Annotated in this window: 7 protein-coding genes; 4 read left to right on the top strand and 3 right to left on the bottom strand. The window is 68.5% G+C overall.

Annotated elements, in window-relative coordinates:
• Positions 1–114: 114 nt before the first annotated feature.
• Complete coding sequence (locus QK444_RS30735) at positions 115–612, bottom strand: hypothetical protein (RefSeq protein WP_029930401.1); 498 nt, start codon at positions 610–612, stop codon at positions 115–117.
• Between the two features lie 337 nt (positions 613–949).
• On the opposite strand from QK444_RS30735, the gene QK444_RS30730 reads away from it, so the two are divergent.
• From QK444_RS30730 to QK444_RS30720, 3 genes are all read left to right on the top strand, one after another.
• Entirely contained in the window at positions 950–1,522 is a 573-nt protein-coding gene (locus QK444_RS30730) for a DUF4282 domain-containing protein (protein WP_143983282.1), read from the top strand.
• Positions 1,523–1,627: 105 nt separating this feature from the next.
• Positions 1,628–2,500: a helix-turn-helix transcriptional regulator gene (locus QK444_RS30725; RefSeq protein ID WP_282785594.1), complete on the top strand. Its 873-nt coding sequence runs from the start codon at positions 1,628–1,630 to the stop codon at positions 2,498–2,500.
• Positions 2,501–2,643: 143 nt separating this feature from the next.
• The gene (locus tag QK444_RS30720; RefSeq protein WP_282785593.1) at positions 2,644–3,888 is read left to right on the top strand and encodes a serine hydrolase domain-containing protein; all 1,245 of its coding nucleotides are present in this window, start codon (positions 2,644–2,646) and stop codon (positions 3,886–3,888) included.
• Between the two features lie 37 nt (positions 3,889–3,925).
• Here QK444_RS30720 and QK444_RS30715 read toward each other — a convergent pair whose 3' ends face one another.
• Together QK444_RS30715 and QK444_RS30710 are read right to left on the bottom strand one after the other, a co-directional pair.
• Complete coding sequence (locus tag QK444_RS30715) at positions 3,926–4,324, bottom strand: DUF1801 domain-containing protein (RefSeq protein ID WP_282785592.1); 399 nt, start codon at positions 4,322–4,324, stop codon at positions 3,926–3,928.
• A 16-nt stretch (positions 4,325–4,340) separates the two neighbouring features.
• On the bottom strand, positions 4,341–4,739 hold the full coding sequence (locus tag QK444_RS30710) for a MarR family transcriptional regulator (RefSeq protein WP_039808513.1): 399 nt from the start codon (positions 4,737–4,739) through the stop codon (positions 4,341–4,343).
• Positions 4,740–4,825: 86 nt separating this feature from the next.
• On the opposite strand from QK444_RS30710, the gene QK444_RS30705 reads away from it, so the two are divergent.
• Entirely contained in the window at positions 4,826–6,292 is a 1,467-nt protein-coding gene (locus QK444_RS30705; protein WP_282785591.1) for an MFS transporter, read from the top strand.
• The last annotated feature ends 69 nt before the right edge of the window (positions 6,293–6,361 follow it).

Below are 6,361 nucleotides of genomic sequence, written 5' to 3'. Positions count from 1 at the left end.
GCTGTCGCACGTCCATTCGCGGCGATCGACCACACCGTCATCCTGTTCCGCGCACGCGAAAACCGCGGGTGCCGGGGAGCACCCGCGGTCAACGGAGTCCTAGAACGACGTACTTCAGGAAGCGATACGCGCCACCTGCGGCTTGCGCCCGCTCACGGCCGCACGCACGGCGGCGGAGATCGCCACCACCGGCGGCACCCAGCGCGCCTCCTGCGGAGCGACTCCCCAGCACGCCGAACCGGCGGCGGACAGCTGCGTCGGCGGCAGCGGGATGCCCGCACCGTCGGAGTGCACGATGGCACCGGCGGCCCGCAGCGCCTCGAGCGCCATGGCGGCCTTCTGTACGCCGGTGACCAGGTGGATTTCGCGGCGCTCGGTGCCCGGAATCTCGATGACCGGCCCCGAGAGGTTGTTGGCACGCAGGAAGCGACGGACATAAGCGGCGGTCTCCCCGGATACCTCGATACCCGCCAGGTTGTCGTCGGTGATCAGGCAGATGCCGTTGGCCGTTTCGGCGACCGTCCAGCCACGCTGGGTGTATTCCTGCGCAGATGCGGCCAACACTGCGGCCGTGACGGAAGACGAAAACGTCGTACGCACTGGATTCTCCATTCCCCGGTAGATCTAGGTCCTGCTCTGTGCGTGGTATCGCCGCCCGGTGTCCGAGGCGTTACAGGCTCTTTTTCACGCGTCTTCGTTCGCGGCTACAAAAGAGACAGCTTCGCGTTGTAGGTGGCGCTACTGCGCCGGTGTCACAGCGGTGACATTTCCGGGTCGGCACCCACTACCTGCGATAACGCCGAAGCTGCTCGCGCCCACGCGTTTCCGAGCGTGATGTGCCCGGAAATGGGAAGTGTCGGAGAACACACTGCGTCGGACTGTAGCGCGGATGTGATTGCGATCAGACTTGGCGTGCCGGAAGGCCGGTGGGAGAGGAGCGTTTTCGTCCATGACCGATCGATCGGGTGGGGATCAGTCCGAACTGGACGAGTTCGAGGCGGAATCGCGCTGGCTGGCGTTCAAGGAGTCGGCGGTCAAGCGCATGTCCCGGCACGCCGCCGAGGCGGACGCGGACGAGCAGCGGCCGGTCGAACCATTCGCCAGCCCAAGCGCATTCGGCTCCTGGAGCGTCGAGGCCGCGCGCGCCCTGGTGGACCTGCAATTCCGCCGGACCGCCACCCGCACCCTGCTGCCGCTGGCGTATCTGCTGGGTCTGGCGGGTGCGGTGGCCATTCCCATCGCCACGACGGTGTTACTGCTGAGGTCCTCGATGTGGGTGGGAGTGGTGTTCGCGGTGGTGTTCGCGATACCGTTGGGGCTCACCATCGCCGCCACCGTGCGCCTACTGCTGGAATTCCTGGTGAACGCCTCGCGGCTGGCGGGCAAGGTGGAACATATCGCCGAGCTGGCCGACGATCTGTTCCAGGCCCTGTCGGATGTGGCCGAACCGGTCAATCAGCTGTCGGAGGATATGCGTGCCGTGCAGTTCTGGCGCTTCCGAAAGCGTAACTCCCGCAAGTAGTCTCGTCTCCGAACGGTCGTTCGTGGCGGCCCCGGCGTTCCCCGCGTCCATGGATCGGCGAGATTTCCTGTGTCACAATGCGATCGCAACTTGTTAGGGGGACGGATGGCTCTACCGCAGGGGATCACCGGATCGACCATGCCGCGTCGACAACTCGGTCGTCAGCTTCGCGACCTGCGCAATCGCGCGCGGATGACGACCCGGGTGGCCGCGCAGCGGCTGGAATGGTCCGAGGCCAAGATCTGGCGCATCGAGACCGGTCAGACATCGCTGCGCAGCCTCGACGTCGAGGCCATGTGCCGCATCTACGGTGCGCCCGAGGACGCCATCCAGCCGCTGGCCGCGCTGGCCCGGGAGACCAAGGCGCGCGGCTGGTGGACCGAGTACAGCGACGTCATCGACGAGGGTTACGAGGTGTACATCGGCCTCGAGGAGGCCGCCGCCCGCCTCACCACCTATGAGAACGAGCTGGTGCCCGGGCTGTTGCAGACCGAGGACTACATGCGCGCGGTGCTCGCGGGCGCGTATCCGGGCATCACCGCCGAGCAGATGGACCGCCGGGTGCGGGTTCGCACCACGCGCCAGCAGTTGCTGACGCGCTCGGATTCCCCGCTGCAATTGGATGTGGTGATCTCGGAGGCGGTGCTGTGGCATCGGATCGGGGGCGAGGGGGTCACCGCCGGTCAGCTGGACCGCCTGCGCGATCTGAGCGAACTGCCGAATGTGCGGCTGCGGCTGGTGCCCGCGGACTGCGGATACCACCACGGAATGGATGCGGGCCGATTCGTCCTGCTCGAATTCCCCGCACCCGCGGGCGAGGTGCCCGAACCGCCGGTGGTGTACGTGGAATCCCTCACCGGCTCCTCCTACCTGGACAAAGACCACGACGTGGAGCGCTATCGCGAGGCATTTCGGGCCGTCGCGGCGGTGGCGGTGGACGCCGCGCCCGTGATCGAGTCCGCGCGTGCCTCGGTCTGAGCTGTCCGCCCGTTGTGCTGTTTCACAGAACTCGCGCGCGCCCATTGTCCTCGCGCGTGACGGCCGTTACAGTCGGTGCTAGCAGGGTGCTTGCAACTGCGAGCGCGAACCCTGTGGAGTGAGCCAGACAAAGGAGTCTGACCATGCCAGGTGAGAGCACCGACAGATCCTCCGGGGAACTATCCGCGGCCGGCCCCACGCGCGGCCGACAGATGCTCGTCGACGACCGCTTCACGGCGGTCGCCGCCAAGTTCTTCCAGATCTTCCGCCGCTCGCGTGCGGGTGGCGGCGCCTTCGCGGTTTTCCTCGACGGCGAGCCGGTGCTCGACATCTGGGCGGGTTGGGCCGAACCCGGACGCCGCTGGGGCGCCGACACCATGGCGCTGTCGTATTCCACCAGCAAAGGCGTGGCGGCCACCGTCATCAACCGTCTCGCCGATCGCGGGGTCATCGACTACGACGCTCCCGTCGCCGAGTACTGGCCCGACTTCGCGGCCGCGGGCAAGGGTGACATCACCGTGCGGCAGGCGCTCGCCCATCGCGCCGGAGTGCAGCGCATGCGCGGACTGCTCGACGATCCCGAGGATCTGCTCGACCACGACAAGGTGGCCGCGGCCATGGCGGCGAGCGCGCCGGATCCGCTGCGGCACCGGGCTTCCGGATATCACGGACTGAACTTCGGCACGCTGGTCGCGGAGATCGCGCAGCGGGCGAGCGGACGGCCCTTCACCGACCTGGTGCGCAGCGAACTCGTGGAGCCGCTGGGCGACAACGACTTCTGGTTCGGGGTGCCCCGGCAGCAGCGGCATCGCATCGCCCGCCTGTCGCCCCGGCTCAGCGTCGGCAAGGTGCCGTTCGACCGGCTGGTCGGGCTGCCCGCGCGGGTGCGGGCGCTGCATTCGGCGCGCGGTGCGGTGTACGACGGCTGGGCCGACATGTCGGTGGGGGAGCGCCCCTACGACGCCATGATGCCCGGCTGGAACGGGACTTTCACCGCGCGGTCGCTGGCGCGCATGTACGGCGCCCTCGCCAATGACGGCGTGGTCGGTCACCGCCGACTGCTCAGCGCCCAGGGCGCGCGAACACTCGCCGAGATGCCGGTGAACAGCCGCTTCGACTACGTCCTCGGCGCACCACCGCAATTCGCGCTCGGCTACCACCGCGCCATCGTCGGAGCGACGCTCACCCGCAAGGCCTTCGGGCACTTCGGCATCGGCGGCTCCGGCGGCATGGCGATCCCCGGCCGCGGCCTGGGCATCGGATTCGTCACCAATCAGCTCGGCTATTCGGCCATGACCCTGGGCGATGCCCGGCTGCCGCTGCTGGCGGCCATGACGCAGCGGGCCGCACGGGTGGCGCGCGGCGAGGGCGCGGCGGTCGCCGCCTGAGCCCGGCTCTCGGCGCGGTGTTGCCGCGCCTGCGGATTCAGTTACCGCCCTTCAGCTTTCGCCAGCCCCCGGCGCGGTTGTTGGCGATGATCTGCCGGAACATGGCGAGCAGCGCCGGGGCGTTCAGGGTCTCGCCTTCGCGAACGGCGACGGTGCGGGCTGTCTTGTTGTCGTGCCCGCCGGTGATGATCCCCTCCGGATCGGGCACGATGGCCCCGTCGTAGAGGAAGACGTTCACATGGTCCTTGGCGGCGAGCAGCGCGCAGATATTGCCGTCCAGCACGAAGTAGGGCCGCACCGTGCGTTTGATGGTCTCGACGACCTCGGGATCGGCCTGGTGCACCAGCTCCCGCACCTCGTGGCATACGGCCTGCTGCCATTCCGGTAGCGCGTCGATGTAGGCATCGACCCGCGGATCGACCGCGTAGGAGGGCATGCCCGCAGCATACGGCTCAGCGCAGCGACTGTTCCAGGACTTCGCGATGTGTGGGCGCGGCCGCACGGTGCAGTTCGCGGCCCTTGTCGGTGAGGCAGACGAAGATGGCGCGGCGGTCCTCGGTGCACAGGGTGCGGTTGACCAGGCCGTCGCGTTCCAGGCGGGCCACGGCGCGGGAGAGGGCGCTCTGGCTGAGGTGGATGTCTCCGGCGAGGTCGCTCATCTTGTAGCTCTCGCCGCCGGCCTCCATGAGCCGGTCGAGGGTTTCGAATTCGCTGAGCCCGATGTGGTGGCGGCCCTGCAACTCCTTCTCGAGGGCGCAGGATGCGGTCGCGTGCCGGCTCAGCAGCTCACGCCATTCGGCTACCAGCCCGGTGGCTTCGGGCCGGTCGACAGGCGCTGTCGGCTTCGGCATGGGGCCATCCTAGTGGTCGGCGCGTAACCATGCAACCGCATTTAATGCTTGCACATTTAATGCGTACGCATGTACTGTTTCGGCTCATGACCACAACGGCTCTGAAATCGGCTGCCGCATCCGCCGATACGAACAGCTGGCCCCTGCGCCTCTGGGGCATGCTGATCACCCTGTGCATCGTGCTGTTCCTCGACGGTCTGGACGTGTCGATGATCGGCGTCGCACTGCCGTCCATCGGAACCGAACTCGACCTCCCCACCTCCACCCTGCAGTGGCTGGTCAGCGGCTACGTCCTCGGCTACGGCGGCCTGCTGCTGCTGGGCGGACGCACCGCCGACCTGCTCGGCCGCCGCAAGGTCTTCCTGATCGCGCTGGCCGTCTTCGCCCTCGCCTCGCTGGCGGGCGCGCTGGTCAGCTCCGGCCCGCTGCTGATCCTCACCCGCTTCATCAAGGGCCTGGCCGCCGCCTTCACCGCGCCGACCGGCCTGTCCATCATCACCACCAACTTCGCCGAGGGCCCGGCCCGCAACAAGGCGCTGTCCATCTACACCGTGTTCGGCGCGGGCGGGTACTCCATGGGTCTGCTGTTCGGCGGCCTCATGACCGGCATCGGCTGGCGCTGGACCTTCCTGCTCCCGGTGCCCATCGCCCTGGCGGCCCTGGTCGCGGCCATCTTCCTGGTGCCCAAGGACAAGCCCGCCGAAGAGGGCGGCCATGACATCCTGGGTGCGGTGCTGTCCACCGCCGCCATGCTGCTGCTGGTCTACACCGTGGTCACCGCCCCCGAGGTGGGCTGGACGTCGGCGCGCACCATCGGCTCGTTCGTGCTGGCCGCGGCGCTGTTCGCCGGATTCGTGGCGGTGGAGAACCGGGTGAAGTACCCGCTGGTCCGCCTGGGCATCCTGCGCAAGGCCACCCTGGTCCGCGCCAGCCTCGCCATCATCGCGGTGGGCGGTTCCTACTTCAGCTGGCAATTCATCACCACGCTGTACTTCCAGGACACCCTCGGCTGGTCGCCGCTGCACCTGGCGCTCGCCCTGCTGCCGGTGGGTCTGCTGGTGGTCACCTCGGCCTTCGTCTCCGACAAGCTGGTCGACCGCTTCGGCACCGGCCCGATCATCGCCGTCACCATGGCGGTCATGGCCGTCGGCTACCTGATGTTCCTGCGCGTCGACACCGCCCCGAACTATCTGACGGTCCTGCTGCCCGCCATCCTGCTGATCGGCATCGGCTGGGTCGGCTTCCCGGCCATCAATATCCAGGCCACCAGCGGCATCGACAATGACGAGCAGGGGCTCGCCGCCGGCGTGCTGCAAACCGCCATGCAGGTCGGCGCGGCCATCGTGCTGGCGGTGACCACCGCCATCGTCACCTCGGGCGCGCACACCGACCCCAGCCCGGCCGCCATGCTGGACACCTACCGTCCCGGCCTGGAGTTCGCCGCGGGCGTGGCGATCGTCGGAGCCCTGGTCGCCCTCACGGTCTACCTGCCCAAGCGGCGCAAGGACCGTGCGGCCGCTGCGGAGGAGGACGAACTCCAGCTCGTCGGCTGACCCGAACTCCGGCGCGGCGACGGTCTCCCTCATCGCCAGCCGCTCCGGTTCGCTGGGGGGGGCCCCCCC

Source organism: Nocardia sp. CC201C (assembly GCF_030010695.1).
GTDB classification, from domain to species: Bacteria; Actinomycetota; Actinomycetes; order Mycobacteriales; family Mycobacteriaceae; genus Nocardia; species Nocardia otitidiscaviarum.
This window is presented reverse-complemented; position numbering and strand designations above follow the sequence as displayed.